The sequence below is a fragment of the Clostridium sulfidigenes genome, assembly GCF_000732635.1.
GTDB lineage: Bacteria > Bacillota > Clostridia > Clostridiales > Clostridiaceae > Clostridium_J > Clostridium_J sulfidigenes.
In genome coordinates this window covers 14,425-27,295 of sequence record NZ_JPMD01000011.1, presented here as the reverse complement: position 1 = coordinate 27,295, position 12,871 = coordinate 14,425, and the positions used below count along the sequence as shown (strand labels likewise).

Genomic DNA, 12,871 nt, shown 5'->3' with positions numbered 1-12,871 from the left:
CTATATATGCAGATGTGTTTATTAATGCAATTAGCTAAGGAAAGGCTCACCATAATTTATCTATGATGAGCCTTAAATATTATATTAAATTTCTACGTTGAATATCCAGCCTTCTGGTGCTTCTATATCGCCAGCTTGAATTCCTAGTAAAGTTTCATAAAGTTTTCTAGTTACTGGGCCAACTTCTGTTTCACTATGGAAAACGTGTTTGTTTTCTTTATGTTGGATTGCTCCGATTGGAGTGATTACAGCTGCAGTACCGCAAGCTCCAGCTTCTGCAAATTCACCTAAGTTATCTATTAATACGTCTCTTTCTTCTACCTTCATACCTAAGTTATGCTCAGCTAAGTATAATAGAGATCTCTTAGTTATACTTGGTAGTATAGATGGAGATTTAGGTGTAACAAATGTACCATCTTTAGTTATTCCAAAGAAGTTTGCAGCACCTACTTCTTCTATTTTTGTATGAGTTGCTGGATCTAAATAGATACAATCAGCAAAACCTGCTTTAACAGCTTCTGCATGAGGTAATAAGCTTCCAGCATAGTTACCACCAACTTTAGCAGCACCAGTTCCCATAGGAGCAGCTCTGTCGTAGTCAGAAGTTATGAAGTTAACTGGAGCCATTCCACCTTTGAAGTATGGTCCAACTGGTGTAACAAAGATTCCAAATATATATTCGCTAGCAGGACGAACACCTACATTGTCACCTACGCCTATTACGTAAGGTCTAAGATATAGTGTTGCTCCACTTCCATATGGTGGGATAAGTCTTTTATTTGCTTTAACAATTCTTCTGCAAGCATCTAAGAAAAATTCTACTGGTACTTCTGGCATTAAAACTCTTCTACAGCTTTCGTTTAATCTTTTAGCATTTTGATCAGGTCTGAATAAGCATACTGTTCCATCTTTATGAGTATATGCTTTTAAACCTTCAAAACATTGTTGTCCATAGTGCAAGCATGTTGAACCTTGGCTAATTGTTATTTTATCGTCTTCAACTAAGTTTCCTTCATCCCATTGTCCATCTTTATAATGAGAAATAAAGTTAAAATCTGCTTTTAGGTAATTGAACCCTAATTCTTTCCAATTAAATTCTTTTTCCATTACCAAATCTCCCCCTAATAAAATTAACTTTTTTATTTGATTTTTTAATGTGTAGTTAACATAATCCTTAATTTTTAGTGAAATCGTATACTTGAAAATGAAACTATGTAAATGAAATCGTATACTTTTTTATGTTTAAAAAATTTAGAATTATGTGCCTATAATACTATACTAACACTTTTAAATATTTTATCAATAATTTTTCATGATTATATTAATACTATATGTATATTAATGAAAGGAGAAATTAGAAATGAAAAAAAGATTAACTGTTGAAGGCATGACTTGTGGAAAGTGTGTTACCAATGTGAAAATAGCATTACAAGGAGTTCATGGGGTTGATAATGTGGATGTACACTTAAAATCTCAAATAGTAGTGGTTGATGGAACAGATTCTGTTAATGATAAAGAAATGAAGTGTGCCATTGAAGATGCAGGTTATATAGTAGAAAAAATAGAGCAGGCTTAGTTTAAAAAAGTAATGGAATACCTTTTACCTTTAAAAATGCTTTTGCTTAAAGTTTAGCAAAAGCATTTTTTATTTAGCATATTCTTAATAAGTTAATATAAGGCATCTTAATTTAAAAGAAAGTTTTAACAGGCTTTACGTATTACTGCAACTTAACCTATAGACACATCAATTACTTTAGCTACATAATCATCCATGCCTGACTTTGCTAGTATAGTGATAGACTGTGGTGAATTGCTTGAAATTTTAGCACTATAAGCTTCAGCACCATTTACATCTAATTGTTCGGCTCTATTTATAGTTATTTTATTTTTATCTGCAACCTTATAATCCTCAAGAATATCTGCAACTCGATTTTCTAAGTCTCCAGTAGGACACTCAAGTATTTTTATTCTGTCAATTGCTCTTTCAAGGTTTTCCATAGGTTTATTCCTCCATTATTTTATTAAAAAGTCTATTGTATTGTAAATCGTAATTAGTATTTCCTATAATGACTTGCTTTATCAATGAATTTAATCAAGGGAACATTCTTTAGAGTGGGTAAAATCTCTGGAATAAAATGTTATGGGGTCAGACCCCAGGAATAAAATGTAAGGGGGTCAGACCCCATTACAAAAATTACAATGTAAATAAAAAGGTATTATGGTATTAATTGCAGAATAATATATCAGTATTATTTTAAGAAGACATGGAGGGATATTAATGTATAATCCAAATGAAATTAAAAGTTTTTATAACAACTATGGTGAGAGAGAATGGCAAAGGTTAGAGCTTACACCTTATGATAGGATTAATTATTATCTTCACATGGATTTTCTTAAGGACTATATAGGAGAAGGCAAAAAGGTTTTAGATGCTGGCTGTGGAGCAGGGAGATTTAGTATAGAATTAGCTAAACTAAAAAATAGAGTTACTTTATTTGATATATCTACAGAGCAGTTAAGAATTGCTGAAGATAAATTAAAGGAAAATAATTTGATGGCTTATGTGGATGGAATTATAAATGGAGATTTAGCGGATTTATCAATGCTTGAAGATAATACCTTTGATACGGTGATTTGTTATGGAGCACCTCTTAATTATCTTTTAGGAAATGTGGAAAAGGCTGTTAGGGAGCTAGTTAGAGTTACGAAACCAGGTGGACAAGTTCTAGTTAGCGTAAATAGCAAATGGGGAGTGATAAGAACACAATTAGGTAGGGAGGATTTTGATTATGTATCCTTCTTTGGAAAACCAAATTATTGGTATATACCTGAAGTTGTGGAAACTGGTAATTTACCAAAACATGAGTTAGTGTCTCATCCTGAAAGACATTTTTTTGAAGCAGAAGAGTTAGAGGATTTGCTATCAACTTGTGGATTAGAGAATATAACCTTAGGGGGAAGTCCTTGTATATCTAGTGGGTTTAGGAAAGCTGTAAATGACATTGAGAAGGATAAGATAGCTTGGGAGACTTTACTTGAAATAGAGCTTAAGTCTTATTGTAAGAGAACTTTAGCTGATAACGGAGAGTTTTTATTAGCTAGAGGCGTTAAGATGGAATAAAGTGTAATGGGGTCAGACCCCCAGGAATAAAATGTAAGGGGGTCTGACCCCAAGGAAATTTTTAGGAAGGAGCAGAATTAATGTTAGATCAACGTGGTTTGAAATCCGTAAGAAATTTTTCAGTATGTATGTTGTTAATAAGTATTGTAATTAATATAGTACTTGTACTTCGGCATTTTGGATATGATGTTAATATGATTCAAGATTTAGGATATGAAATTAGTATAATTGAAGAAATAAATATAAAAAATTATGTTGAATTTTTCACTTTGCCTTTTGTGGCTACTGCTATTGCAAGTGCAATAAATAGAGCTAAGGATTTATCCCAAGAAGCTAAGGATGAGATGAGATCTAAAATGAAATTAATGAAATCGGGTACTATTTTCTTTATTTTATATATTCTTTTTTCTGCACTTATAATAAAGAAGTCATATTTTATTGTTGCCGCTTTTATAATGCTAGGAATTTATGTGAACCTAATATTTATTACAGAGAAAATTATAGTCTTAGGGTTGAATGACCATCAAATGAAGTGGCGAGCAGCAGTAAATGGTACGGATTACCCTGTGGAAGGTAGTAGTATATTTTGGAGATTTAAACCTTGGTTTATGCCTTTTGAAAGGGTGCCATTTAGTAAAAGGAGTCTTGGATTATATAATATTGTTGTTATGGTTATATTTACATATACCCTAATAGAAAGTAAAATAACTGATATATTTGAGGTTATATTTTTTATAATTGTTATAAGAGAAATTTTTTCTCTTATAGAGTATATCTTAGGATTATATACATCTTTAATAGGTATATGCACTGGGGTGACAGAATCACAGGAGAGCAAAAATAGAAGCCAGTATTGGACTGTCTATGTTACTGACTTTAAAAATAAAAGAGAAATTGCCTATAGAACTTATAATTATCCTTTTATATCTCGGGGAGAAGAGGCTAAAGTTGTTCATGGCATGTTTTCTAAACGAGTAGTTCTCATTAATGGAAGAACCATTTAAAATTTATGGCTTTTGTAAGTTATAAAAGGTTGAGCATGTACTTAATAATTATAAGGACATGCTCAATCTTTGTTTAAATAAATTTATTACTTTAAATTCCTTGTGTTTTTTAGAATAGTTTTTTAAAGCAACTTTTACATATTAGAGTTTTTCCTTTATTGCAGGACATGATGTTATCCTTGGAAACTTCCTTTAGACAAAGTTCACAGATTTGTTTAGAGCCTTTACTGGAAGATAGATTGTTATCTCCAGGGGAAAACTCTTTGCATAAACCTGAGGCACTATAGCTATCTAAGGTTTTATTTTTTTTGTTACTAGGAGGTTCATAATTTATTATGGGCTGTTTTTCTTCTAGCTTAACTATTTTATAATCCATGGCATAGGAACTTTCCCCAAAGAGTTCTAGTTCAAATCTTGGGTTCTCTTTATCGTAAAATTCTTCTATAATAAGTCTTCTTACTTGGGCATCATTTATGATAAGGCCACTTTTTTCAACACCATCTAAAATGCTTTTTGTTATGTTATTTGTGTCTGGATGACGTTTTTCACTTTTATAATAAACCTTAAGGACAGCTATAAGCGCCTCTGTTAAGGTTACACTTGGATTTTGAACCCTACATTCGTAGGCAATTTCTTCCTCGTATAGTGCATATCTATCATGATATTTTCCAGAGTTATATGGTAGAATAGCTCTGTTACTGCTATTGAAAAGTTTAAAGTTAGATTTAGAAATTGGTGATCCCTTTACCACAACTTTAGCATAGTTAATATCTTTCATTTTAATTCCTCTTTCTATGATTGTGTGATTAAGGTATCTTCAAAAAATAAGTAAGTCGGAATGCTCGTCTATTTTGTGTTATACTGCGTCAACAGAACCCTTAGATAGTGCTACTATCTGCGGAACCCGTTTCCTTGTCTAACTCAAAATATACTTCCCATCTTTGACTTATTATTTATTTTCAGATGCCTAATTGTTGATATAAATAACTTTAGTAAGTATATTATAACACAGGAACTTATGTTTGAATAAGAATAAAATACTCTTAGATATTTCAGGGTCAAAAAACCTTTATCTATACTAAAAAAGTCAATTTGGTATATAATACTAAGTATCAAGGGAAACTAAAATAGAGAGGTGGTATTTATTGTGGAAAATATACTAAACTTAATAGTTAGTACTCTTAAAGAATATGATTTTATTGATTGTGCATTTTTGTTTGGAAGCTTTGGAACAGATGACTTTATGGATGATAGTGATATAGACATTGCAATTTTAACTAATAAGAAAATAAGCTATATAGGTTTGTTAGAAATAGAAGAACTTCTTGAAAATAAGGTAGGAGTTAAAGTTGATTTAAATATATTAGATGAACTTCCTGAGCATATTCAACTTGATATAAGTATAAGGAATGAAGCTTTGTTTATAAGGGATTACAAGAACTTTGATAAGTATTTAGATAAATTAAATTATTGGTATAAAACTGAATATCCGTTTTGGATAAAACTAATGTCTGAAAGGGGACGTGCCTAATGTCTAAAATCAATAAAATTAGTTATACCTTCTGTTAGACTAAGAAATAGAATTGCCCATGGATACAAGCAACCTAATACTGAAATTCTTATAGATTACTACAAAAATAATAAAGAAATGTATGAAATATTTATAAAGAGTATCCTTGACACGTTATCAAAATGTGAGGATAATAGTAATTTTACAGGATAAACAGAGTTTTTAGCTTCTTTGAAGATTACTAACAGAATTTTTAGCTTCTATGAAGATTAAAAAAATGATAAAATGTATGAAGTAATCACATTTGTTGATATAATTGTATAAATGTGTGGATATATTATTTTAGCATGTGGATAAGTTTAAGTTAGTACCTTAAGGGTAAACTTTTAATATAAACTTTCATAGTGTGTAAATTATTTAAAAGTAGGTGAAAAATATGAAAGAAGCAAATGAAGTAAAAGAAAATTTTAAAATACTTGCTATAGAGTCAAGTTGTGATGAAACAGCAGCTTCAGTAGTAGTGAATGGAAGAGAAGTTTTATCTAATGTTATAGCTTCTCAAATTGATATACACAAAAAATTTGGTGGAGTTGTGCCAGAGGTAGCTTCAAGAATGCATATAGAGGCAATTAGTGCTGTGGTGGAAGAAGCACTTAGAGAAGCAAATCTGACTTTTCAAGATATAGATGCAGTGGGCGTTACCTATGGGCCAGGGCTTGTGGGAGCTTTACTTGTGGGGCTTCAATATGCTAAGGCTTTGGCTTATGGATTAAATATTCCCCTTATAGGAGTAAATCATATTGAAGGTCATATAAGTGCTAATTTTATTGAGCATAAGGATCTAAAACCACCTTTTATTACTTTAGTAGTATCAGGAGGACATACCTTTATTGTTCATATGAAGGATTATGGCAGCTTTCAGGTTCTAGGAGAAACTAGAGATGATGCAGCAGGGGAAGCTTATGATAAAGTGGCTAGAGCTATTGGACTTGGATATCCTGGTGGACCTAAAATTGATAAGATTGCTAAAGAGGGAAATGAAAATGCCATTAAGTTTCCAAGGGCAAATTTCCACGATAAGACACTGGATTTCTCATTTAGTGGAGTTAAATCAGCAGTACTTAACTACTTAAACTCTCTTCAAATGAAGGGTGAAAGCTATAATCAAGCTGATGTGGCTGCTTCCTTCCAAAAGGCTGTGGTAGATGTACTAGTAGATAATGCTATGAAGGCTTGTAAAGAGAAACAAGTAGATAAAATAGCTATATCAGGAGGAGTTGCATCTAACTCTTATCTTAGAGCAAAGCTTATGGAAAGAGGAGAAAAGGAAGGGATAAAAGTTTTATTCCCAGCACCAATTTTATGTACAGATAATGCAGCAATGATTGGAAGTGCTGCTTATTATGAGTATAAAGCTGGTAGAATTGCAGATTTAACACTAAATGCAGTACCAAACTTGAAGTTAGGACAAAGATAGGCGTAAAGATTTAAATTTAGGATTTCATATGTTGAAACGTATAATAAGTGATGCTCTAAATCTTCGATTTAGTTAGGGAACTTACTCAGCGAACGAAGTGAGTCAAGTTTCCTTTAAGACTAAGCGTGGTTTATAGCCTTAGGCATTGACATAACTTGCCTAAGGCTATTTTTATAAGTGAAAATAGCGTATCATAAGTAATGGTATATTTACAAAATATGTTATAATAAAATTAGGAACAAGTTTAAGTAGTAGACAAATAGTAATTTATAGAGGTGATTTTATGGAAGATTTGGTATTAAAGAAAGTATCAATAGAATATGGTGATGACATATTTTCGTATAAAAATGAGTTTATTTATAATGATGAATCAATGGATGGAACAGGTTTTTTAAGAAGTGCGAATTCTCCAAATGAATATATTGAGAAATCATTATTGAATGAAACAAAAGAAGTAGACGGAAGAGTGGTTACATCAACACAATTATTAGCAATTAGGAAAAGTGATAATCGTATTGTTGGAATGATACAAATAAGGCATTTTTTAAATGATTATCTTTTACAATATGGTGGTCATATAGGATATTCTGTAAGAAAGTCTGAAAGAAATAAGGGATATGCAAAAGAAGAATTAAGGCAAGCATTAATTTATTGTAAGGAGATATTACGTATTAATAGAGTTTTATTAACTTGTGATAATGATAATTTTGCTTCTCAGAAAACTATTTTATCTCAAGGTGGAAAAATAGAAAATGAAGTATTAATTGAAGATGAGAATTGTATTATTGAACGATATTGGATAGATTTATAAATTTCTAATTTATTTATTAGTTAAAAAGTTTTTATAGAGAAAAGTTATATATGTTTATTTTTTATAAAAATTTGATATAATATAAATAGGAAACTCACTCAGGCGAGCTGAGGAGTACAGAATTCTAAAGAAACAAGTTTCTAGGAATTCTAGTAAGAAAAGCTTAGTGCGTCAACACTAAGCAATCCTTAGAGCATTTATTTTGTTTTAGGGCTATTGGATTAGATTTATGTTTTAATTACGAATCTTAGAAAAAGTGCTAATCTTTGCAGGATGGAGCACTTTTTTCTTTGCTTTTAACTTCTATATCAAGACCAAGAAATTTAATCTTAATTTTTAAATGATGTATAAAAAGATTATGTTTCAGAATTAATCTAATCACATAAACAACTGATATACATTTTATAAAAGTATCAAACATATCCAATACCACCTCCTAAGCTACAGTGAAATAATTCACCAATAGCCCATAAGGAGGATAAAACGTTCAAAACCTCCGCAGCCATCCTACTACGGATTTCAAAATAGCACCTTAGAATTATACCATAATTATGTAGAAAGTATACACAAGAATAAAATGGGAAAACCTCACTTACTACCGATACGTAGAAGCGTATCATAAGTAAAGGCGGTTTTTACATATTTTTCATAGATACTATAATAAGAATGTATAAGACTTCTTTACTAACATATAATAACAATGGTGTAAAAAACAATAAGTTGATACTATGGAATAGCTATGCTAGTAAAATGAGGTGAAACATAATGGATACACTATTTGATTTAATAAATACAGAAAATAAATAGTGTAAAATACTAAAAACATCTGAAGTTATGGAGTATTTAGATATTAGAAAGCACAAATTAAATAAATTAATAAAAGATGGAGAGATAGGTGTACATAAAAATGAAAAGAGTAGAAATGAGTTTAGTAGAGCGGAAATATAAAAATATAAGGATGAACATGGAGATAGTTTAAAGCCAACTGTTGATTCTAGGAACAACTTAAATGATTTAACAGGAAAAGAGTGGCTGCCAGAAACAAAGAGTTTTTGGTATCAAAAAGGATTGGGAGCAAATCATCCTCATGCTCAAGTGGAAAAACAGCACCCAGCACCATTTTCATTTCAAGATGTTGAACAGTTGATATTATTTTTCACTAAAAAAGGTCAAAAAGTATTAGACCCATTTAGTGGTACAGGTTCAACAATAAAAGCGTGTGCAGTTTCAAATCGTATCGGAGTGGGCATAGAGTTGTCTAAACATTGGTATGATTTGTAAAAATATAGGATTGAATATGAGGTTGGAAAAGGGGAATCTGAAAAACACACATTTATAAACAAAGACTGTAGGGAAGCTCTTGAAGCTATGGAAAGAGAAAGTATAGACTTAATTGTAACAAGTCCGCCTGATTGGTCTATGTTAAATAAAAAGATAGACCCAAAAACTAAAAAAAGAGTTCAAGAAGGATTAGCTACAAACTATTCCAATGATAAGAGAGATTTAGCTAATATAGATGATTATAGAGATTTTTTAATTCAACTAAAAGATATATTTATTAAAAGTGCAAGGGTATTAAAGGAAAATAAGTATATGTGCATTATTGTGTCTGATTTCAGAAATCAATCTGAATTTGTTAGGTTCCATAGTGATATTATCTAACTTATAAATAAAATAAGAATAGATGATAAATATATACTATTTATATAATTTAAATACTGGTAGTGTATATAAAATAGCTTTATTTGAATTTAGGATTAGTGACGAACATATACAATTTTTACAACACCATGATTGTTTACCGGTATGGATGAATAACAATATTTTAGAAGGATCTCAAGGAATTGTGCAATTTCCTTAATAATATAAGTATTTTTAGTGTTAATTAATTATTATCATAAATATATATTATAATGAAGTATAAAAGAGGTGTTCTTTTATAAAATGGAACCTATATGATAGACACTATAAAAAGAGAGCTATCAGTATAGGTTCTTTTTTTGTACAATAAAAGTATGAGGTGATTAAAATGAGTAAAAAGACTTTTACTGTTGAAGAAGTTGAATTATTATCAAAGAATAAATATGTTCAAAGTGTAAGCGAAAAATCAATAACATATTCGAATGAATTTAAAATACATTTTATAGCTGAATCTAAGAAAGGAAAAACATCTAGATTAATCTTCGAAGAAGCTGGTTTTGATATTGGTATTATAGGTGAAAGGCGTTGTGAAGTCGCTGGGGCTAGATGGCGAAAAGCTTTCAAAGATAAGGGCGTATTAGGCTTAGATGATACTAGAAAGCATAATAGTGGAGCAAAGCTCAAGCGTGAGCTTTCAAAGGATGAAATAATAGCTAGAAAAGATGCAGAAATTGAATATCTCAAGACAGAGGTAGAAATGCTAAAAAAATTAGAGCTATGCGAAAGGCAGGTGAAAAGAAATAAATTAGCAACAACAGATGCATTTGGATTAATTGAGTCTATTGTCAATAGTTCTAGTTTTTCTAATGTTGTTACTCATTTGTGTAAAACAGCTAATGTATCCCGTTCGGGATATTATAACTACTTAAAATGCAATAATAAAAGGAAACAACGCGAAGAAGAAGACTTGGTAGTGCGTGATACCATATTAATTGCTTTTAATCATAGAGGTTATAAAAAGGGCTCTCGTTCTATCAAAATGACATTAGAAAATGAATTTAATATAGTCTATAGTAGGAAAAAAATTCAACGTATTATGAAAAAGTATAATATTGTATGCCCTATAAGATGTGCCAATCCATATAAACGAATTGCGAAAGCAACTAAAGAACATTCAGTACTTCCTAATCTGCTTAATAGAGAATTTAAGCAAGGAATTACAGGTAAAGTACTATTAACAGATATTACTTATCTTCCATATGGTGATAATCATATGGCCTATTTATCGACCATTAAAGATGCTTCAACAAATGAAATATTAGCATATAACTTGTCAGATAAAATCACTCTTGATATAGCTACAGGTACAATTCATAAACTAATGGCTACGCCAGGGCTACATCTAGATAATGCTGCTTTTATACATTCTGATCAAGGTGTACATTATACTAGCCCCAAATTCCAACACTTATTAAAGAAATACAAACTTGGACAATCTATGTCTAGAAGAGAAAACTGCTGGGATAATGCTCCGCAGGAGTCTTTCTTTGGTCACTTGAAAGATGAGGTTGCCTACAAAAATTGCATTACATTAGATGAACTTCAAATTAGTATAGATAACTATATAGACTACTATAACAATTATAGATGTCAGTGGAATTTGAAAAAGCTGACTCCCGTACAATACAGGAATCAGCTTTTTAGCTGCATAGCTCTCTTTTTAAAATGTCCTTGACATAGGGACCACTTTATATTGAATAACTCTTTTTTTATAGCCTATTGCAAAACTATTAAAAGAATTTAGGCTAAAGTAGCTCTAGGATATTTAATTGGAAGTTTTAAACACTATGGATAGGCTTTAAGAGACTAATCTTCTTAAAGAATGTATTTTGTTGTTTTATTTTCATAAGTATTTTTAGATTTTGGACATAACCACTTGATTCTTATAACACGGCCCTTTTCTCTAGTTATACCATCAAACTTCATAGGGAGGCTAGGGTCATTCGGACATAAAGAAGTGCCATAATCAGTAAAGCGGCTAGGCTGTGGTAAAGAAGAAGAATTACGAGAATTAATAGGTATTATTGGAACTATGCTACAATCCTTAGTTAAATATTTATAGTTATCATCACAATCATAAGCAGCATCACCAAGAAAGAAATTATATTTAAAGTCCTGGTGAATAGAAAAATAACGTCTCATTATGGGAATTAAAGCTTTTGAAGCATAATCATCTTTAGCACTTTCAGCTGTATCGTGATTTTGAAAATCTAATGACTTGAGAGTGAGAGTCGTTAAAATCAATGTGTCTAACGATACCAAGGCAATTAACTAATATAGTTGCTTTTAATGCGTAGCAATAATGACCATTGATGTATGAACGCTTGATTTCATCGTTAGCATAGGTTGACTTGGGCATTTTACTACAAGCAAATATGTATGGATTTATGTCTGGATTAGATCTCTTAGCTGTCTTATCTGTATTTAAGATAGATTCGAAGAATTTGGGATTATTTTCTTTAGTGTAAGCTTTGATTTCAGTAGTATCAGCAATTATTATTTTGATAAATCAGAGTTTAGCTTTTACAAATAGGCTCGGTTAGATCAACTAAATGATTAAAAAAATCATGAATATGGTTAATCGATAATTGAGGCCCTGTCAAGAGAACATTAGGAAATTTTTTTCAAAATTTAAGAACATATGTTGCCTTTTTGATATAAAAATACTCTTTATATAATATAATGATTTTATAATATTATAAGGGGGAATGTAATAGTGTCGTTAAAGGATAATATTATTTTAGCAAAAATGGGGAATAGTGAGAGCTTAAAGATAATACTAGAAAGATTTGAAAAACTTATACAGTCAATCTCAAGAAAGTATAAAAATGAATATCTAGAGACTGATTTAACGATTTTTTTACTTAAACTTATATATAAAATTGACAATGAAAAGGTTGAAGAATTGAGTGAAGGTGCATTAGTTATGTATTTAGTCAATTCATTGAAATATGAAAGCCTCAGATTATTAAAAATAAAAAAAGTAGAAACAATAGCACTTGTAGATATATATTCAGAAATAGATAACGAATTTAGAGATAAAGAATTTGATGTATTTCTAAGTGATTTAGTTCAAAGCAATGTATTGACACCAAAGCAGAGATTAGTTTTAAAGGATAAGTATGTTAATGATTTTACTGATAAGGAAATAGCTATTAAGATTTCAATTAGTAGACAAGCTGTAACTAGGCTTCATAATACAGCTATTTCAAACTTACGTAATTATTTAAATTAAAGGGGTGATAAT

The 12,871-nt window shown here is 30.5% G+C and carries 14 protein-coding genes and 1 pseudogene; 10 read left to right on the top strand and 5 right to left on the bottom strand.

Going from position 1 to position 12,871, the window contains the following annotated elements; genetic code table 11:
• Window positions 1-84: 84 nt before the first annotated feature.
• On the bottom strand, window positions 85-1,107 hold the full coding sequence (locus tag IO99_RS04970; RefSeq protein WP_035130972.1) for a branched-chain amino acid aminotransferase: 1,023 nt from the start codon (window positions 1,105-1,107) through the stop codon (window positions 85-87).
• A 253-nt stretch (window positions 1,108-1,360) separates the two neighbouring features.
• Here IO99_RS04970 and IO99_RS04965 point away from each other — a divergent pair, with 253 nt between their 5' ends.
• A complete protein-coding gene (locus tag IO99_RS04965) occupies window positions 1,361-1,576 on the top strand; it encodes a heavy-metal-associated domain-containing protein (protein WP_035130970.1) in 216 nt (71 codons plus the stop codon).
• Between the two features lie 152 nt (window positions 1,577-1,728).
• Here the strand turns inward: IO99_RS04965 and IO99_RS04960 are convergent, their stop codons facing one another.
• Entirely contained in the window at window positions 1,729-1,998 is a 270-nt protein-coding gene (locus IO99_RS04960; RefSeq protein ID WP_035130968.1) for a hypothetical protein, read from the bottom strand.
• Between the two features lie 280 nt (window positions 1,999-2,278).
• Between IO99_RS04960 and IO99_RS04955 the strand changes: the two genes are divergently transcribed.
• Both IO99_RS04955 and IO99_RS04950 read left to right on the top strand, forming a co-directional pair.
• Window positions 2,279-3,121, top strand: a complete 843-nt coding sequence (locus IO99_RS04955) for a class I SAM-dependent methyltransferase (protein ID WP_035130966.1) — start codon at window positions 2,279-2,281, stop codon at window positions 3,119-3,121.
• An 80-nt stretch (window positions 3,122-3,201) separates the two neighbouring features.
• Entirely contained in the window at window positions 3,202-4,125 is a 924-nt protein-coding gene (locus IO99_RS04950; RefSeq protein ID WP_035130964.1) for a hypothetical protein, read from the top strand.
• A 109-nt stretch (window positions 4,126-4,234) separates the two neighbouring features.
• Here the strand turns inward: IO99_RS04950 and IO99_RS04945 are convergent, their stop codons facing one another.
• On the bottom strand, window positions 4,235-4,903 hold the full coding sequence (locus IO99_RS04945) for a RusA family crossover junction endodeoxyribonuclease (protein WP_035130962.1): 669 nt from the start codon (window positions 4,901-4,903) through the stop codon (window positions 4,235-4,237).
• A gap of 369 nt (window positions 4,904-5,272) precedes the next feature.
• Here IO99_RS04945 and IO99_RS04940 point away from each other — a divergent pair, with 369 nt between their 5' ends.
• The 3 genes from IO99_RS04940 to IO99_RS04930 all read left to right on the top strand — a co-directional run bounded on the left by IO99_RS04940 (window position 5,273) and on the right by IO99_RS04930 (window position 7,923).
• Window positions 5,273-5,656, top strand: a complete 384-nt coding sequence (locus IO99_RS04940; RefSeq protein WP_051823931.1) for a nucleotidyltransferase domain-containing protein — start codon at window positions 5,273-5,275, stop codon at window positions 5,654-5,656.
• A gap of 415 nt (window positions 5,657-6,071) precedes the next feature.
• The gene (gene tsaD / locus IO99_RS04935) at window positions 6,072-7,112 is read left to right on the top strand and encodes a tRNA (adenosine(37)-N6)-threonylcarbamoyltransferase complex transferase subunit TsaD (protein WP_035130958.1); all 1,041 of its coding nucleotides are present in this window, start codon (window positions 6,072-6,074) and stop codon (window positions 7,110-7,112) included.
• Between the two features lie 283 nt (window positions 7,113-7,395).
• Entirely contained in the window at window positions 7,396-7,923 is a 528-nt protein-coding gene (locus IO99_RS04930) for a GNAT family N-acetyltransferase (RefSeq protein WP_035130954.1), read from the top strand.
• Window positions 7,924-8,182: 259 nt separating this feature from the next.
• Here IO99_RS04930 and IO99_RS19275 read toward each other — a convergent pair whose 3' ends face one another.
• Window positions 8,183-8,344 (bottom strand): hypothetical protein, encoded by a 162-nt coding sequence (locus IO99_RS19275; protein WP_167402960.1) that lies wholly within the window; start codon window positions 8,342-8,344, stop codon window positions 8,183-8,185.
• Window positions 8,345-8,907: 563 nt separating this feature from the next.
• Here IO99_RS19275 and IO99_RS19800 point away from each other — a divergent pair.
• The 3 genes and pseudogenes from IO99_RS19800 to IO99_RS04915 all read left to right on the top strand — a co-directional run.
• Window positions 8,908-9,204: pseudogene (locus tag IO99_RS19800) on the top strand (DNA methyltransferase); the annotation flags it as partial.
• An 87-nt stretch (window positions 9,205-9,291) separates the two neighbouring features.
• Window positions 9,292-9,585 (top strand): hypothetical protein, encoded by a 294-nt coding sequence (locus tag IO99_RS18290; RefSeq protein ID WP_051823929.1) that lies wholly within the window; start codon window positions 9,292-9,294, stop codon window positions 9,583-9,585.
• Window positions 9,586-9,952: 367 nt separating this feature from the next.
• Window positions 9,953-11,299: an IS3 family transposase gene (locus IO99_RS04915; RefSeq protein WP_051823928.1), complete on the top strand. Its 1,347-nt coding sequence runs from the start codon at window positions 9,953-9,955 to the stop codon at window positions 11,297-11,299.
• A gap of 140 nt (window positions 11,300-11,439) precedes the next feature.
• On the opposite strand, the gene IO99_RS19270 is transcribed toward IO99_RS04915, so the two are convergent.
• Window positions 11,440-11,868: a hypothetical protein gene (locus tag IO99_RS19270; protein ID WP_051823927.1), complete on the bottom strand. Its 429-nt coding sequence runs from the start codon at window positions 11,866-11,868 to the stop codon at window positions 11,440-11,442.
• A 472-nt stretch (window positions 11,869-12,340) separates the two neighbouring features.
• Here IO99_RS19270 and IO99_RS18280 point away from each other — a divergent pair, with 472 nt between their 5' ends.
• A complete protein-coding gene (locus tag IO99_RS18280) occupies window positions 12,341-12,859 on the top strand; it encodes an RNA polymerase sigma factor (protein ID WP_051823926.1) in 519 nt (172 codons plus the stop codon).
• Window positions 12,860-12,871: the final 12 nt, after the last annotated feature.

Excerpts from the sequence above, each read along its gene's own strand:
- IO99_RS04955 (WP_035130966.1), top strand. The coding sequence starts at position 2,279 with ATGTATAATCCAAATGAAATTAAAAGTTTTTATAACAACTATGGTGAG.
- IO99_RS04915 (WP_051823928.1), top strand. The coding sequence starts at position 9,953 with ATGAGTAAAAAGACTTTTACTGTTGAAGAAGTTGAATTATTATCAAAG.
- IO99_RS04930 (WP_035130954.1), top strand. The coding sequence starts at position 7,396 with ATGGAAGATTTGGTATTAAAGAAAGTATCAATAGAATATGGTGATGAC.
- IO99_RS04965 (WP_035130970.1), top strand. The coding sequence starts at position 1,361 with ATGAAAAAAAGATTAACTGTTGAAGGCATGACTTGTGGAAAGTGTGTT.
- IO99_RS04945 (WP_035130962.1), bottom strand. The coding sequence starts at position 4,903 with ATGAAAGATATTAACTATGCTAAAGTTGTGGTAAAGGGATCACCAATT.
- IO99_RS04970 (WP_035130972.1), bottom strand. The coding sequence starts at position 1,107 with ATGGAAAAAGAATTTAATTGGAAAGAATTAGGGTTCAATTACCTAAAA.
- IO99_RS18290 (WP_051823929.1), top strand. The coding sequence starts at position 9,292 with ATGGAAAGAGAAAGTATAGACTTAATTGTAACAAGTCCGCCTGATTGG.
- IO99_RS04950 (WP_035130964.1), top strand. The coding sequence starts at position 3,202 with ATGTTAGATCAACGTGGTTTGAAATCCGTAAGAAATTTTTCAGTATGT.
- IO99_RS19275 (WP_167402960.1), bottom strand. The coding sequence starts at position 8,344 with ATGTTTGATACTTTTATAAAATGTATATCAGTTGTTTATGTGATTAGA.
- tsaD (WP_035130958.1), top strand. The coding sequence starts at position 6,072 with ATGAAAGAAGCAAATGAAGTAAAAGAAAATTTTAAAATACTTGCTATA.
- IO99_RS04960 (WP_035130968.1), bottom strand. The coding sequence starts at position 1,998 with ATGGAAAACCTTGAAAGAGCAATTGACAGAATAAAAATACTTGAGTGT.